We start from the raw sequence: 12,676 nt of genomic DNA, 5'->3' as shown, positions 1-12,676 counted from the left end.
CATGAACGAGATGCGGATCGGTGAACTCCGACGACTGCGGGGCTGGACCCAGGAACGACTGGCCGAGACGAGCGGCATCGCCGTGCGGACGGTGCAACGGATGGAGAGCGGCAACGACGCGAGCCTCGAGTCGCTGTCCGCGGTGGCCACGGCCCTCGAGGTCCCCGTGCGCGACCTGTTCGCCACCGAGGAGCCGGCGTCGCTCGACCCCGGGGTGCGCGGTCTCGACGAGCGCGCCGAGCGGGAGCAGGCGCAGCGCGACGCGGCTTCGCGCGGCTGGCAGTACCTGTACTCCGGCGTCGGCATCGTCGTGACGCTCGGCACCCTGGCACTGATCGGTTCGCGCATCTGGCCGGGGGCCGCGATCTTCGTCATCCCCATCTACTGGGCGGGTGGACGGCTGCTCTCGCAGTTCTTGATGGCGACCGTCGTCGAGCCCGCGCTCGACCGTCGGTACCCGTTGTCGCGGTCTCGTCGGGACGCCTCGTCGCGGTCCCGTCGGTTCACGCCCGGGAACTGAACGCCGCGAGCTCGGCCCGGGTCCGGGCGCCGTGCTTCCGGAGCAGGTTCGCCACGTGGTACTTCACGGTGTTGACGCTGATGCCGAGTCCCTCGGCGATCTCCCGGTTGCCCACACCGGTCGCCACGAGCCGCAGGACGTCGCGCTCCCGCGGGGTCAGGTCGCCGTCGTCGACCGCGTCCACCTCGGCCGGCCGCGGGTCGAGCGGCAGTGAGATGTCGAGCACGGACCCCCAGCCGGGCGTGCTCGCGACCTGCACCCGCCCGTCGAGCGTGACGACCCGCTCCGCGATCGGCCGCATGGCGTCGTCGTGCACGTCGAGCGTGCCGGAGCCGTCGTCGCGGAGCTGCATGAGCAGGTTCCGGCCGTCGCAGTCCCACTGGATGCGCACCCGCTTCGCCGCACCGTCGTCGACCAGGGCGAGCACCGCGGTCCGGACGATCGCCCGGGCCGCGTGGGCGACGTCACCGGGGAGCGCACGGCCGGTGGCCGGCGGCTCGACGAACTGCACGTCGAGGTCCCCGAAGCGCACGAGCGGCCGCAGGTCGGCGCGCAACCGCGAGAACGCGCCGGTGACGGGTTCGAGCAGGGTGCTCCGCTGCTGATCGGTCACGGTGCGCAGGTCGACGAGGGCGGCCGAGGCGATCTCGACGGCCTCGGCCCTGGCGGCCGCGTCGGTGACCCGCGACGACCGGAGCACGGCGAGGACGGACTCCAGGGTCAGCGCGTGCCGATCGGCCTGCTCGGCGACCGTGCGGGCGTGCTCGGCGGCCGCGAGCCGGATGGCGGAGCCGCCCCGGGCCTCCAGGGTGTCGACCGATGCGTCCATGGACGCGACGGTACCCGTCCCACCCGAGCGGACGGGCCCACCCGATGGGATGGGGTCCCTGCCGGGGCGGGTAGCGGCGTGCCGAGGCGCGCGACGGAAGGATCGAGGGCATGGCAGCAACCACCGTCTCCGCAGCGCTCGACCTGGTCGTCCGCGAGGTCGGCGACCTGGCGACCCGCCTCGACGATGCCCCGGCCCAGCGCGCACTCGACCTGATCGAGGGCGCCGACCGGGTGTTCGTCCACGGCGCCGGTCGCTCCGGACTCGCCCTCCGCATGACCGCGATGCGCCTCATGCACCTCGGCCTCGACGCGCACGTCGTCGGCGAGGTCACCACCCCGGCCATCCGACCGGGCGACCTGCTCCTCGTCGCGAGCGGCTCCGGCACGACCACCGGCATCGTGCAGGCCGCACGCACCGCGCACGAGGTCGGCGCATCCGTCGTGGCGCTCTCGACCACCGACGACTCCCCGCTCTCCGAGCTGGCGGACGTCACGATCGTGCTGCCCGCCGCGACGAAGACCGACCGCTCCGGCACCGCCTCGGCCCAGTACGCCGGTGGCCTCTTCGAACAGGCGGTCGCCCTGGTGGGCGACGCCGTGTTCCACGCCCTGTGGACCCGAGGCGGGCAGTCCGCCGACGACCTCTGGCCCCGTCACGCCAACCTCGAATGAAAGGCACACCCATGCAGCTCCAGTTCGCCATGGACACCCTGACCACCGAAGCCGCCCTCGAGCTCGCCGCCGCGGCCGCGCCGCACGTCGACGTCCTCGAGCTCGGCACGCCCCTGATCAAGAGCGCCGGCCTGTCCGCCGTCACCGCGATCAAGGAAGCACACCCGGACAAGATCGTGTTCGCCGACCTCAAGACCATGGACGCCGGTGAGCTCGAGGCCGACATCGCCTTCTCGGCCGGTGCCGACCTGGTCACCGTCCTCGGTGTCGCCGGCGACTCGACGATCGTCGGCGCCGTCAAGGCCGCGAAGAAGCACGGCAAGGGCATCGTCGTCGACCTGATCGGCGTCTCCGACAAGGCCGCCCGTGCCCGCGAGGTCGTCGCACTCGGCGCCGAGTTCGTCGAGGTCCACGCCGGGCTCGACGAGCAGGCGGAAGAGGGCTTCACGTTCTCGACCCTGCTCGACGCCGGCAAGGACTCGGGTGTCCCGTTCTCGATCGCGGGCGGCGTGAACGCGTCCTCGGTCGCCTCGGTGCAGGAGGCCGGTGCCCGCATCGCCGTCGCCGGCAGCGCGATCTACAGCGCCTCGGACGTCGGCGCAGCAGCCGCCGAGATCCGCGCCGCCATCAAGTAGCGCGTCCCGGTCGCCCTCCTCGGGCGACGGTCAACGAGTGAGCAGAAGACGTCGAGTGCGACCACCGCACCCGACGTCTTCTGCTCACTGGCTCCCGCCCCTGCGGTCACACCCCGCCCCGCGGTAGCGTCGGGCCGTGGGGATCGAACTGCGCCGCGCGACCGCCGACGACTGGGAAGCCTGGCGACCAGTGCGCCTCCGCGCGCTCGCCGATGCCCCGCACGCCTTCGGCTCGACGCTGCAGGACTGGGCGAACGCACCCGAACACCGGTGGCGCACCCGCCTGTCGATCCCGGGAGCGCTCGACCTGCTCGCAGTCGACACCGCTGCCGAGGTTCCCGGCACGGTCGTCGGGATGGCCAGCGGGATCCCACCCACCGGCCCCGACGGCCCCGCCGAGCTCATCTCGATGTGGGTCGACCCGGCAGCGCGCGGCCGCGGTGTTGCCCGCGCCCTCATCGACGCGATCGCCGTGTGGGCGGCGACCTCCGGAGCCACCGAACTCGAACTCTCGGTGCTGCCCGACAACGCCGTCGCCCGCCGCGCCTACGAGCGAGTCGGCTTCAGCGCCCGCGACGAACCCGGCGATCCGTTGCCCGACGGTCGGACCGAGGTCCGGATGCGCCGTACGGTGGCCACATGAACCGAGCGCTGCGCTGGACCACCTGGATCGTCGCCGTCGTCGTGCTGATCGCGGTGGTGTTCCTCGTCTGGGCGCACATCGTCATGCAGGGCACCCGCAGCGCCGCCCTGCAGGTCTGGCGCGACGACCGGATCGCGGTCCGGGACGCCGGTGACTCGGTGGTGATGACCCCGACCGGCCAGGCCGACGGGGTCGGGATCGTCTTCATCCCCGGCGCGAAGGTCGATCCGTACGCCTACATGGCCACGTTCCGGCAGGTGGTCGCCAACGGCACGACGGTGGTCATCACGAAGCCGACGCTGAACCTCGCGTTCTTCGACACCCGGCCGCTCGCCACGTTCGAGGCCCACGCGCCCTCGGTCACACGCTGGGGGGTCGGCGGGCACTCCCTCGGCGGGGTCCGCGCGTGCCAGCTCGCCCAGGACGCCGACGGCCTGCTGCTGCTCGGCAGCTACTGCGCGAACGACATCAGCCGCTCCTACATCGACGTGCTGAGCGTCTCCGGTTCGCGTGACGGCTTGTCGACCCCGGCCAAGGTCGACGCCGCGCGGGACAAGCTGCCGTCGACCGCCACCATGACCGAGATCCAGGGGTCGAACCACGCCGACTTCGGTGCCTACGGCGACCAGCCGGGCGACCGCACGGCGACCATCAGCCGTGCTGATGCCCGCCAGCAGATCGCGGACGCGATCGAGGCCTGGGTGCGCGACCTGCGCTGATCACGCGGGCGGACCGGCGGACGCACCACGGGCCTCCAGACGGTCTGCCTGGAGGCCCGTGGTGCGTGACGTCAGTGGATCACGCCCGCCTCGTGGTCGCGTCCGGAACGGCGCCCGGTGAACCGGGCGACGAAGTACAGGACCACGCCGACGGCGAGCAGGATCGCGGCGTAGAGCCAGACCTGACCGCTCTGCTGCGTCAGCAGCAGGATGCACGACAGCACCCCGAGCACCGGGACGAACGTCCAGACCCGGAAGTGGTCGTGCTCGACGTGGTCGCGGCGGAGCACCAGGACGGCGACGTTCGTGCTGATGAACACGAAGAGCAGCAGGAGCACGACGGTCTCGGCCAGCACGCCCACGTCGCCCACCAGGGTCAGGAGCATCGCGACGACCGTGGTGGCGACGATGGCGGTCCACGGGGTCTTCCGGTTCGGCAGGACCTTCGCGAGCAGGGCGGGCAGGAGCCGCTGCTCGGCCATGCCGTAGGTCACGCGGCTCGACATGATCATCGTGAGCAGTGCGCCGTTCGCGACGGCGACCAGGGCGATGAGGCTGAAGACCCAGTCCGGGATCGGGACGCCGGTGGCGGAGACGACCGCGAGCAGCGGGCCGCTGGACTCGGACAGCTCCGACGCGGGCAGGGCGATCGCGCTGGCGAGGGCGACGAGGACGTAGACGACACCGGCCGTGGCGAGGGCACCGAACAGGGCCTTCGGGTAGACGCGGCGGGGGTCGCGGACCTCCTCCGCGATGTTGGCGGACGTCTCGAAGCCGACGAACGAGTAGTAGGCGACGATCGCGGCGCTCAGGGTCGCCAGGGCCGGGTTCGCCTCGGACGGGAACGCGCCGATCCGGGAGACGTCACCGCCGCCACCGCCGAGCATCACGGCCACGACCACGATCACGATGACCAGGCCGGAGACCTCGATGATCGTCATCACGACGTTGCTCTTGAGCGAGTCGGAGATGCCGCGGGCGTTCAGGCAGGCGATCAGGGCGAGGAAGACGATCGCGGTGGGCACGGGCGGCAGGTCGACGAACGTGCCGAGGTAGTCGCCGGCGAAGGCGAGCGACAGACCGGCGGCGCTCGTGACGCCGGCGGCGAGCATGCTGAACCCGACCAGGAACGAGACGATCGGCGCCTTGTAGGCGCGTTCGGCGAAGACCGCGGCACCGCCGGCCTTCGGGTACTTCGTCACGAGTTCGGCGTAGGAGCCCGCGGTGAGCAGGGCCAGCAGGAGCGCGAGCACCAGTGGTGCCCAGAGCGCACCGCCGACGTCCTTCGCCAGCGTCCCCATCAGGGCGTAGATGCCGGCACCGAGCACGTCGCCGAGGATGAAGAGGAACAGCAGCGGGCCGGTGATCGCCTGGCGGAGCTTCGACTGCGTGCCGTCGTGGGGTGCGGCCGTGGTGTCGCTGGTCATGGTGGTGCCTTTCGTCCGGGTCAGCGTGCCGGGGCGTGTCTCAGAGGCCTCACAGGTGCGCCGTGGCGGGGGTCCTCCCTGCACAGCGGAGCGGCCGGTGAACTCGCTCCACAGGGTGCGGCGCGTCGGAACGTCCGGACTGGAGCGGTCCTAGACTCGTCGCGAGCCATTCGTCCACCACCAGTCCCCGGAGGACCGCAGATGACGACGCAGGACCAGCGCACGCCCGCGCGACTCAGTGACCAGCGCGCGCTCCTGTTCGACCTCGACGGCGTGCTCACCCCCACCGCCGACGTGCACATGCGCGCGTGGAGCCGACTCTTCACGCCGTACCTCGAAGCACACGGGGTCGCGCCGTACACCGAGCAGGACTACTTCACCTCCATCGACGGCAAGCCCCGCTACGACGGCGTGCGCTCGCTGCTCGAGTCGCGCGGCATCGACCTGCCGCAGGGCACCCCGGACGACGCACCCGACACCGACACGGTGTGCGGGCTCGGCAACCGGAAGAACGCGGAGTTCACCGCCGAGCTCGACGAGCACGGCGTCGAGCCCTACCCGGGGTCGCTCCGGTTCCTGACCGCCGCGATCGCCGCAGGCATGTCCGTCGCGGTCGTCTCGAGCTCGGCGAACGCCACGTCGGTGCTCCGGACGGCGGGCATCCTCGACCGGTTCCCCGTCGTCGTCGACGGGCTCGTCGCGCGTCAGGACGGCCTGACCGGCAAGCCGGCGCCCGACACCTACCTCGACGCGGCGACCCGGTTCGGGCTCACTGCCGCCGAGTGCGTCGTGGTCGAGGACGCCACCAGCGGGGTCGAAGCCGGCCGCAACGGTTCGTTCGGTCTCGTCGTCGGTGTCGACCGCGGTGCCGGGGCGGACGCCCTGCGCGAGCACGGTGCCGACGTCGTCGTGTCCGACCTCGACGAACTCATCGACCAGCTGCCCGCACCGGCCACCAGCACGACGTAGGCCACCCGGCCGGACGCTCCCTGGCTGCCGGCCGCACCGACGCACCCATCTCCCTCCCTTCCCACGGAGCAGCATGAACCCCATCACCTCGGACCCCCTCGACCGCGTTCGCTACCCGATCGACGAGTGGGCCCTCGTCGAGACCGAGTACACCCCCGACGAGCAGGGCGTCGCCGAGACGAACTTCGCCGTCGGCAACGGGTACCTCGGCCTGCGAGGCAACCTCGACGAAGGCCGTGGCGGCGTGCAGTACGGCACGTACATCAACGGGTTCCACGAGACCTGGCCGATCCGGCATGCGGAAGACGCCTTCGGCTTCGCGAAGACCGGGCAGACGATCATCAACGCGCCGGACGCCAAGGTCATCCGCCTCTACGTCGACGACGAGCCGCTCGTGCTGGCCGAGGCCGACATCCTCCGGCACACCCGTCGGCTGGAGTTCCGCGGCGGCTACCTGTTCCGCGAGACCGAGTGGTCGACGCCGTCCGGCAAGCGGGTGCTCATCCGAGCACGTCGACTCGTGTCGTTCACCGACCGGCACCTCGCCGTCATCGACTACGAGGTCACCGTGCTCGACGCGGACGCCTCGATCCTGCTGTCCAGCCAGATCCTCAACCGCCAGGACGTGCAGGACGAGTACCACGCCGGCATGCGGGCCGCGGCGAACGCCTTCGACCCCCGCAAGGCCGAGTCGTTCACCGAGCGGGTGCTCGTGCCGAAGCTCAAGCGCAGCACCGGCGGCCGCTCGGTCCTCGGGTACCAGGCGTCCAGCTCCGGCATGACGATCTGCGTCGGCGTCGAGCACCACATCGAGACCGAGAACAGCTGGGACGAGTCGTCGTCGATCGAGGACGACCTGGCGAAGCACGTCTACCGGGTGCAGGCCCGCGCCGGGCAGCCCATCCGGCTCGTGAAGCACGTGGTCTACCACACCTCCCGCGGGGTGCCCGTGCGCGAGCTCGCCGACCGGTGCGACCGCACGCTCGACCGCGCGCACGCCGAGAACGTCGACGAGACCTTCGCGAAGCAGCGCGACTGGCTCGACGACTACTGGGCCCGCAGCGACGTCGAGATCGCCGGTCAGCCCGCGATCCAGCAGGCCGTCCGCTGGAACCTCTTCCAGCTCGCGCAGGCCACCGCCCGCACCGACGGCCACGGCATCGCCGCGAAGGGCGTCACCGGCTCCGGCTACGGCGGCCACTACTTCTGGGACATGGAGATCTACGTCCTGCCGTTCCTGTCGTACACGGCGCCGATCGTCGCGCGGAACGCCCTGCGCTTCCGCTACAACATGCTCGACGCGGCGCGGGCTCGGGCCCGCGAGCTGAACCAGCGCGGCGCCCTGTTCCCGTGGCGGACGATCAACGGTGAAGAGTCCAGCGCGTACTACGCCGCCGGCACCGCGCAGTACCACATCGACGCCGACATCTCGCATGCGCTCATGCAGTACGTGCGGGCCTCGGGCGACCGCGAGTTCCTGAAGCGCGGCGCCATCGACGTGCTCGTGGAGACCGCCCGGCTCTGGGCCGACCTCGGGTTCTGGCGGTCCAACGGTGACAAGAAGTTCCACATCGACGGCGTGACCGGGCCGGACGAGTACACGACCGTCGTCGACGACAACCTCTACACGAACGTCATGGCGCGGGCGAACCTGTGGTTCGCCGTCAACGCCTGCCGCGAGCTCGCCGCCGACGACGCCGAAGAGTACGACCGCATGGTGCGCCGGACCGGTCTGCAGCCGGACGAGCTCGTCGAGTGGGAGCACGCTGCCGAGTCGATGGAGATCCCGTTCGATCCGCACCGCGGCATCCACCCGCAGGACGCCCAGTTCCTCGACAAGGAACTCTGGGACCTCGAGAACACCCCCGAGTCCAAGCGTCCGCTGCTGCTCCACTACCACCCGCTGGTCATCTACCGGTTCCAGGTGCTGAAGCAGGCCGACGTCGTGCTCGCACTGTTCCTGCAGGGGCACGAGTTCACGGCGGCCGAGAAGCGTCGCGACTTCGACTACTACGACGCACTCACCACCGGTGACTCGACGCTGTCCGCGGTCGTGCAGTCGATCATGGCGGCCGAGGTCGGGTACCACGACCTCGCCGACCAGTACTTCCAGACCGCGCTCTACGTCGACCTGGCGGACCTGCACGGCAACACCTCGGACGGCGTGCACATCGCGTCGACCGGTGGCATCTGGGGTGCGCTCGTCAACGGCTTCGGCGGCATGCGCGACCACGGCGGCCGGATGAGCTTCAACCCGCGGCTGCCGAAGCACTGGGACCGTCTGTCCTACCGTCTGACGGTGCGCGGATCGCGGGTCCGGGTCGACCTCGAGCAGGAAGCCATGACGCTCACGGTCGAGACCGGTTCGGGCTTCACGGTGTGGGTGCACAACCAGCAGTGGGACATCGAGGCGGGGGAGCCCACCGTGGTGCCGCTGCCGCACCACGGGCCGCGGATGTCCGGGCACGCCCCGACCACGAGCGACATCCAGGGCACGCTGCGGGCGGACGGCTCGGTCATCACCGCGTCGATCCCGACGATCTCCCTGGAGCGCGACTTCGACCTCGACGACTCGACCGGCTGACGCCAGTTCCTGCGCTGCACTGCCCTGCGCCGCAGTCGCACGTCGCCCCGGTTCCGCCTCGCGGAGCCGGGGCGACGTGTGTTCCCGGGCGTTCCCGGCGCCTCCGAGCGCGTCCAGCCGGCCCGGGGCACCGTGGTCTGCCGTGCCCCTCGGGTCGATGGCGTCTCCCCGGGCACGGTTCGTGCAACGAGAGGAGACATCATGGGCAACCGGTTCGAGGGCAAGGTCGCGATCGTCACGGGCGCAGGGTCCGGCATCGGTGAGGCGACGGCGCGGGCGTTCATCGACGAGGGCGCGTCGGTCGTGCTGACCGACAGCGTCGAGGAGAAGGTCCGCGCGGTGGGTGACTCCCTGCCGACGCACCGGGTCGTCGCCCTGCACGCCGACGTGGCGAGTCCGGAGGACTGGGAGACCGTCGTCTCGGCGGCGATCGACCGCTTCGACCGGCTCGACGTCCTGGTGAACAACGCCGGGACCTTCAGCTCGGGCGACATCACCGACATCAGCACGGCTGAGTGGCGCCGGGTCATCGAGACCGACCTGTCCGGTGTGTTCTACGGCACCCGGGCGGCCCTGCCGTTCCTGCGCGAGACGAAGGGGTCGATCGTCAACACGTCGTCGGTCTCCGGTGAGGACGCCGACTGGCGGATGAGCCCCTACAACGCGGCGAAGGGTGGCGTGACGAACTTCACCAAGGCCGCTGCCCTCGACAACGGGCAGTTCGGCGTGCGCGTGAACGCCGTCGCTCCGGGACTCATCTGGACCGACCTGACCCAGGAGCAGGCGGAGGACGAGGCCCTGCAGTCGAAGTTCACCGAGCGCATCGCCCTCGGCCGCGGAGGTCGCTCTGCCGAGGTCGCCGAGGCGATCCTGTTCCTGGCCAGCGACGCGGCCTCGTTCATCACGGGTGCGGTCCTGCCGGTGGACGGCGGCACGATGGCGAGCAACGGGCAGCCGCCGCAGGCCTGAGCCACCCCGGCCCCGGCGGCACCGTCAGCTGGCGACGAGCTCGACCTTGAACCGCTCGGCGTCCTCGAGGAAGGCCGCGTGGTGCTCCGGGCCACCGGCGAACGGGTGTCGGTCCTCGTACAGGCGTGCCCAGCCGTGACCGGGAGCCTCGGCCCAGAGTCGCTCCACCGTCTCGGCAGTACCGGCGTGGAACGCCAGGTGGCTGAGCCCCGGTCGGCGGCGGTCGTGATCGCCGTCCAGCGGTGCCGATTCGAGGACGACGTACAACGGGCCGAGCCGCCAGCTCCGGCCGTGCTCCCAGCGCTGGAACGGCTCGTAGCCGAGTTCTCCGAGCAGCCAGCTCCAGGCGCCGACGGCGGTGTCGAGGTCGGCGGTGCGGAGCTCGACGTGGTGCAGCGTGCCGAGCGTCACAGGAGCTTCCGCAGGGTGTTCGTGTTGCGGGTCGTCGTCGTGCGCTTGACGCGTGCGGCGCCGGCCCGCTTGGCGAACAGGGTGTCGGTGCTCGAGCCCTTCGGGCAGGACCAGTAGACGACCCCGTTCCCGCGGGCGACCTGCTCGACCGAGTCGTCGATTTCGAGGTCCGCGACCAAGGCGTCGAGCGCACCGTCGTCGGACCCGAACACGACGTAGTCGTGCCGTTCGTCGGCACGCGCGAAGGGGAACCCGTCGACCACCGCCGCGAGGGCGTCGTGCCGGACGAGCACGATCCAGGCGTCGTACCCGAACCGGTCGCGCAGCCCCTGCTCGATCGACGTCTTGAGCTGCTCGGCGGGCACGTCGGCGGAGAACACGACGTTGCCCGAGGCGAGCACAGTGCGGACGTCGTCGAACCCGAGCCCTCGGAAGAGCTCCGCGAGTTCAGCGCTCCGGATCGTGATGCCGTTCACGTTGACCCCGCGCAGCAGCGCCACCCACCTGTCCATGTCCGGACGGTAGCGGTCCGGGCCGCTCACGTCCACGTCCGGGCCACGCCCCAACCGGCACCCTGCGGCACGATGTCGACCACCAGGGCCTCACCGTCGTCGTCGCTGGTCGCCTGGAACCGCCAGCCCACGGTTCGCTCGGGCGCATGGGTGATCGCGGTGGGCAGCTCGGCGCGCGTCACGGTCAGCCGGGTGGGGGTGTCGCTCACCCGCCAGCGCCGTCCGGCCCACACCAGCCGGGTCGGCGTGCCCTCGGCCCACCACACCGTGGCGGCCGTGTCGGTGATCATCATCGGGTCTCCTCGTTCGAACGTGTGTTCGAATGGTAGGTGTCGACCTCCGACGTCGCAACTGACCGTTGCGTTCAGAACACGTTCTGAATAGGCTCGATCCATGACGCTCGTCGCTCCGCTCCGATCCCGACGGTCGGTGCAGTCCTCTGACCTCTCCCGCCACGCCAAGCAGGTGTTCGCTGCCGCCGAGGAAGCCCCGCTCGAGGTCACCCGTCGCGACGGGAAGCCCCTCGTCCTCACCACGAAGGAACGATCCGACGACGACGACGCAGTGCTCGACATCGCGGCGCAGCTCATCGCCGCGGTGACGCTCAACGAGCAACTGCCACTCCACGATCGGCTGGCGATCCCGTACCCGTGGATCAAGCTCCTCAGCGCCGCAGACCAGCAGCGCTTCGCCCGGGAGATCGTCGACGTCGCCCGTGGCTCGTTCTCGCTCCGGCAGCCGCGCAGACTCCTGCTCGAGATGCAGGCGTGGCGCAACAGTGCCGAGGCGATCGCCGCGGGCTGGGACACCGGAGAGCCGGAGATCCTCGCCGAGCCGATCCGCGTCGAGAAGCCCTGACGCGGTGGCGGGTCGGCGCGGCGGGGTCCCCCGGCCGATCCGTTCGACGGAGTACACGATCGTCTTCGGGACACGTGGCGCGGAACAGGGGTGGCGCGACGTGGTGGCGGTGCAGCGGAACGCAGTCGCTGCCGCGTGGGATCGGCTGACCACGGATCCGTTGACCGAGGACCTGTCCTGCCACGCCCTGCGCGGGGAACTCGGTGTGGTTCGACACTCTGGCCGGGAGTGGACGCGTCGTCAGTTCGAGCTGAAGCGCGGCGCCCGGATCTGGTTCACGGTCGACGTGGATGACCGGGTGGTGTGCATCACCGACGTGCACACCCACCACCCCAACCAGACGAAGTGACTGCGCTCGGCCTCGGCAGTCGTCGTGTAGACGGGACCCATGACGAACGACGCACAGGGCCCCGACGCGCAGCACCAGGTTCCCGAGGGGGTGTCCGAGGCCACGGTCGAGGCGCTCGGCAGCCTGTCCGCCGCGGTCGAGGTCATCGAGCACGCCCGTGGCCTGCTCTACGGGTTCCACCGACTGACCGGCACCGCTGACCTGAACCTCGGTGAGGCGGTCGAGCAGCTGCGGAAGGCCGGGCACACCGAACTCGCCGAGCGCATCGACACGGAACTCGTGGGCCGCAACGTCATCGCGGGCCGCTGGACGTTCCAGATCGTCGAGGACTACGACGACGGCTACTACGCCCTCGCCAAGGAGCTCGAGCGCACCGCGCGCGACGAGCTCGTGCAGGGCCGTCGCCACCTGTTCGAGGCGGGCATGAAGGAAGACCGTCGCACCCAGGACCAGCGCCACCACGAGGCGACGCCGAGCGACCTGCCGGACTGAGCACGGGCCTCCAGGCCTGCGGAAGACGCCGGCGTCCTGCGGAAGACGCCCCGGAAACATCGAGACGCCGCCGGATTCGGCGGCG

The 12,676-nt window shown here is 71.0% G+C and carries 16 protein-coding genes; 11 read left to right on the top strand and 5 right to left on the bottom strand.

Annotated elements, in window-relative coordinates; genetic code table 11:
- The first annotated feature begins 1 nt into the window (after position 1).
- Positions 2-520, top strand: coding sequence for a helix-turn-helix domain-containing protein (locus tag DEJ08_RS17385; protein WP_111045873.1), 519 nt, complete (start codon positions 2-4; stop codon positions 518-520).
- Here the strand turns inward: DEJ08_RS17385 and DEJ08_RS17380 are convergent.
- Positions 504-1,349, bottom strand: a complete 846-nt coding sequence (locus DEJ08_RS17380; RefSeq protein WP_027466793.1) for a helix-turn-helix transcriptional regulator — start codon at positions 1,347-1,349, stop codon at positions 504-506. The genes DEJ08_RS17385 and DEJ08_RS17380 overlap by 17 nt on opposite strands.
- A gap of 110 nt (positions 1,350-1,459) precedes the next feature.
- Between DEJ08_RS17380 and hxlB the strand changes: the two genes are divergently transcribed.
- The 4 genes from hxlB to DEJ08_RS17360 all read left to right on the top strand — a co-directional run bounded on the left by hxlB (position 1,460) and on the right by DEJ08_RS17360 (position 4,020).
- Entirely contained in the window at positions 1,460-2,023 is a 564-nt protein-coding gene (hxlB, locus tag DEJ08_RS17375; RefSeq protein WP_111045875.1) for a 6-phospho-3-hexuloisomerase, read from the top strand.
- Positions 2,024-2,034: 11 nt separating this feature from the next.
- Entirely contained in the window at positions 2,035-2,658 is a 624-nt protein-coding gene (gene hxlA, locus DEJ08_RS17370) for a 3-hexulose-6-phosphate synthase (RefSeq protein ID WP_071406215.1), read from the top strand.
- A 136-nt stretch (positions 2,659-2,794) separates the two neighbouring features.
- Entirely contained in the window at positions 2,795-3,301 is a 507-nt protein-coding gene (locus tag DEJ08_RS17365; protein WP_111023340.1) for a GNAT family N-acetyltransferase, read from the top strand.
- A complete protein-coding gene (locus tag DEJ08_RS17360; protein ID WP_111028931.1) occupies positions 3,298-4,020 on the top strand; it encodes an alpha/beta hydrolase in 723 nt (240 codons plus the stop codon). The genes DEJ08_RS17365 and DEJ08_RS17360 overlap by 4 nt, the downstream gene beginning before the upstream one ends.
- Before the next feature lie 71 nt (positions 4,021-4,091).
- Here the strand turns inward: DEJ08_RS17360 and DEJ08_RS17355 are convergent, their stop codons facing one another.
- Positions 4,092-5,447: an APC family permease gene (locus tag DEJ08_RS17355; protein WP_111023338.1), complete on the bottom strand. Its 1,356-nt coding sequence runs from the start codon at positions 5,445-5,447 to the stop codon at positions 4,092-4,094.
- 201 nt (positions 5,448-5,648) lie between these two features.
- Between DEJ08_RS17355 and DEJ08_RS17350 the strand changes: the two genes are divergently transcribed.
- The 3 genes from DEJ08_RS17350 (at position 5,649) to budC (ending at position 9,969) form a co-directional block, all read left to right on the top strand.
- Positions 5,649-6,416, top strand: coding sequence for an HAD family hydrolase (locus DEJ08_RS17350; protein ID WP_071406212.1), 768 nt, complete (start codon positions 5,649-5,651; stop codon positions 6,414-6,416).
- A gap of 73 nt (positions 6,417-6,489) precedes the next feature.
- On the top strand, positions 6,490-9,000 hold the full coding sequence (locus tag DEJ08_RS17345; protein WP_071406211.1) for a glycoside hydrolase family 65 protein: 2,511 nt from the start codon (positions 6,490-6,492) through the stop codon (positions 8,998-9,000).
- Between the two features lie 201 nt (positions 9,001-9,201).
- A complete protein-coding gene (gene budC, locus DEJ08_RS17340; protein WP_071406210.1) occupies positions 9,202-9,969 on the top strand; it encodes a meso-2,3-butanediol dehydrogenase in 768 nt (255 codons plus the stop codon).
- A gap of 24 nt (positions 9,970-9,993) precedes the next feature.
- On the opposite strand, the gene DEJ08_RS17335 is transcribed toward budC, so the two are convergent.
- Genes DEJ08_RS17335 through DEJ08_RS17325 form a run of 3 tightly spaced genes read right to left on the bottom strand, consistent with a single transcriptional unit; the run spans position 9,994 to position 11,182 of the window.
- Positions 9,994-10,380, bottom strand: a complete 387-nt coding sequence (locus DEJ08_RS17335; RefSeq protein ID WP_111045883.1) for a VOC family protein — start codon at positions 10,378-10,380, stop codon at positions 9,994-9,996.
- A complete protein-coding gene (locus tag DEJ08_RS17330; protein ID WP_111053765.1) occupies positions 10,377-10,892 on the bottom strand; it encodes a DUF1697 domain-containing protein in 516 nt (171 codons plus the stop codon). Before DEJ08_RS17330 ends, DEJ08_RS17335 begins: the two co-directional genes overlap by 4 nt.
- Before the next feature lie 26 nt (positions 10,893-10,918).
- Positions 10,919-11,182: a hypothetical protein gene (locus tag DEJ08_RS17325; protein WP_244993283.1), complete on the bottom strand. Its 264-nt coding sequence runs from the start codon at positions 11,180-11,182 to the stop codon at positions 10,919-10,921.
- A gap of 103 nt (positions 11,183-11,285) precedes the next feature.
- Between DEJ08_RS17325 and DEJ08_RS17320 the strand changes: the two genes are divergently transcribed.
- The 3 genes from DEJ08_RS17320 to DEJ08_RS17310 all read left to right on the top strand — a co-directional run bounded on the left by DEJ08_RS17320 (position 11,286) and on the right by DEJ08_RS17310 (position 12,591).
- The gene (locus DEJ08_RS17320) at positions 11,286-11,750 is read left to right on the top strand and encodes a prevent-host-death protein (protein ID WP_111045885.1); all 465 of its coding nucleotides are present in this window, start codon (positions 11,286-11,288) and stop codon (positions 11,748-11,750) included.
- A gap of 160 nt (positions 11,751-11,910) precedes the next feature.
- On the top strand, positions 11,911-12,099 hold the full coding sequence (locus DEJ08_RS17315) for a hypothetical protein (protein WP_194653228.1): 189 nt from the start codon (positions 11,911-11,913) through the stop codon (positions 12,097-12,099).
- Between the two features lie 39 nt (positions 12,100-12,138).
- Positions 12,139-12,591 carry a hypothetical protein gene (locus tag DEJ08_RS17310; RefSeq protein ID WP_017887957.1) on the top strand — a complete coding sequence of 151 codons (453 nt, stop codon included), beginning with the start codon at positions 12,139-12,141 and terminating at the stop codon, positions 12,589-12,591.
- Positions 12,592-12,676: the final 85 nt, after the last annotated feature.

The sequence above is a fragment of the Curtobacterium sp. MCLR17_054 genome (assembly GCF_003234335.2).
In the GTDB taxonomy this organism is placed as follows: domain Bacteria; phylum Actinomycetota; class Actinomycetes; order Actinomycetales; family Microbacteriaceae; genus Curtobacterium; species Curtobacterium flaccumfaciens.
This window is presented reverse-complemented; position numbering and strand designations above follow the sequence as displayed.

What these genes read in the sequence shown, in the direction of transcription:
- DEJ08_RS17385 (WP_111045873.1), top strand. Translation starts at nt 2, where the DNA reads ATGAACGAGATGCGGATCGGTGAACTCCGACGACTGCGGGGCTGGACC.
- DEJ08_RS17380 (WP_027466793.1), bottom strand. Translation starts at nt 1,349, where the DNA reads ATGGACGCATCGGTCGACACCCTGGAGGCCCGGGGCGGCTCCGCCATC.
- hxlB (WP_111045875.1), top strand. Translation starts at nt 1,460, where the DNA reads ATGGCAGCAACCACCGTCTCCGCAGCGCTCGACCTGGTCGTCCGCGAG.
- hxlA (WP_071406215.1), top strand. Translation starts at nt 2,035, where the DNA reads ATGCAGCTCCAGTTCGCCATGGACACCCTGACCACCGAAGCCGCCCTC.
- DEJ08_RS17360 (WP_111028931.1), top strand. Translation starts at nt 3,298, where the DNA reads ATGAACCGAGCGCTGCGCTGGACCACCTGGATCGTCGCCGTCGTCGTG.
- DEJ08_RS17355 (WP_111023338.1), bottom strand. Translation starts at nt 5,447, where the DNA reads ATGACCAGCGACACCACGGCCGCACCCCACGACGGCACGCAGTCGAAG.
- DEJ08_RS17350 (WP_071406212.1), top strand. Translation starts at nt 5,649, where the DNA reads ATGACGACGCAGGACCAGCGCACGCCCGCGCGACTCAGTGACCAGCGC.
- DEJ08_RS17345 (WP_071406211.1), top strand. Translation starts at nt 6,490, where the DNA reads ATGAACCCCATCACCTCGGACCCCCTCGACCGCGTTCGCTACCCGATC.
- budC (WP_071406210.1), top strand. Translation starts at nt 9,202, where the DNA reads ATGGGCAACCGGTTCGAGGGCAAGGTCGCGATCGTCACGGGCGCAGGG.
- DEJ08_RS17330 (WP_111053765.1), bottom strand. Translation starts at nt 10,892, where the DNA reads ATGGACAGGTGGGTGGCGCTGCTGCGCGGGGTCAACGTGAACGGCATC.
- DEJ08_RS17325 (WP_244993283.1), bottom strand. Translation starts at nt 11,182, where the DNA reads ATGATCACCGACACGGCCGCCACGGTGTGGTGGGCCGAGGGCACGCCG.
- DEJ08_RS17320 (WP_111045885.1), top strand. Translation starts at nt 11,286, where the DNA reads ATGACGCTCGTCGCTCCGCTCCGATCCCGACGGTCGGTGCAGTCCTCT.
- DEJ08_RS17310 (WP_017887957.1), top strand. Translation starts at nt 12,139, where the DNA reads ATGACGAACGACGCACAGGGCCCCGACGCGCAGCACCAGGTTCCCGAG.